Below are 1,235 nucleotides of genomic sequence, written 5' to 3' on the forward strand. Positions count from 1 at the left end.
GTGCGAGGGTGCCGAGGACGATGCTCTCCCCCATCCTGGCGGCGCCCAGGAAATCGAGGACGGCACGCAGGACTCGCTCCCGCTCGATCCCGAAGCCGTCCAGGATGCGGATGGCGGAGGCGGCCACGACGAGGACGGCGAGGATGCCCCAGGAGTTGAGTGGCATGTAGCGCAGCCAGGCCCAGTCCATTCGGGCGATGATCCGGTCGCCGTCTGCCGTGCCCGGCGCGGCATCGGCCCGGCGCAGCAGCGTCTGGCGCAGTTCATCCGCGTCGGCGGCGCGCAGGGCTTCGAGGCTGGTGTCGCCCTCCTCGCCGCCGCCCTGGGCGGTGGTGATCCGCACGGTGACCAGACCGAAGACGCGCTGGAAGGGGTCCGCGGTGAGGTCGACGCCCCGGATCCGGTCACAGGGGACCGTGCGGCGCCGGCGGCCGAGGAGGCCGGTGCGCACTTCGAGGATGTCGCCGGCGACGCGGTAGCGGGTGGTGAGGAGTTCCACGAGCTGCCACAGCATGACCAGCAGGAAGACGCCCGCGAGCAGGCCGAGACGTATCCAGGCCTCGCGGTCGAGCCGGCCCAGGGTGATGAGGGCGTAGAACGCGGTGGACAGGGCGGGCGGGATGAGCCATTTGAGCTGGACGAGCAGCAGGCGGTTGTCGAGCCGCCGCCAGGGCACGCCGCTCTGTTCCCGCTCCCCCGGGACGGGCGCCGTGCCGGGTGCCGTCCCGGGCACGTCCAGGGGATCGGGGGTCAGGGGATCAGGGGCCAGGGTGGCTTCGTCCTGGCGGGTGTCCGTGGGGCGGTTCATGTCGCGTCTCCGTCGGCCGCCTGGGTGGCCTGGGTGGTGGCCGCGAGGTGGTCCGCGACCTCCCTGGCCCGCTCGTGGTCGAGCCCGTGCATGCGTACGGGCCCGGCGGCGGATGCGGTGGTGACGACGACGGTGGCGAGGCCCAGCATCTGCTGCAGCGGTCCGCGGGCGGTGTCGACGGTCTGGATCCGCGACATCGGGGCGATCCTGTACGTCTGCCAGAGCCAGCCGGAAGAGGTGTAGACGGCCTCGTCCGTGGTCTCCCAGCGGTGCACGCGGTACCGCCGGCGCGGCGCGATCACCACGTAGGCGGCGCAGAGCAGCACGGTCAGCGCGGCGGTCCCGGCGCTGACCGGCAGTGGCAGCATGCGCCACAGCCAGACGAGCAGGCCCGCCACACAGGCGAGAACACCCAGGACGACGAGTA

General features: G+C 72.6%; 2 protein-coding genes. Both read right to left on the reverse strand.

From position 1 onward, the window contains the following. Positions 1–808: PH domain-containing protein (locus tag ACZ5CR_RS46010; protein ID WP_468869905.1), on the reverse strand; the 808-nt coding region annotated here is incomplete at its 3' end. Continuing rightward, the coding region (locus ACZ5CR_RS46015; protein WP_468869908.1) for a PH domain-containing protein at positions 805–1,235 on the reverse strand (431 nt) is incomplete at its 5' end. The genes ACZ5CR_RS46010 and ACZ5CR_RS46015, both read right to left, overlap by 4 nt.

The sequence above is a fragment of the Streptomyces sp. NPDC031274 genome, assembly GCF_055570235.1.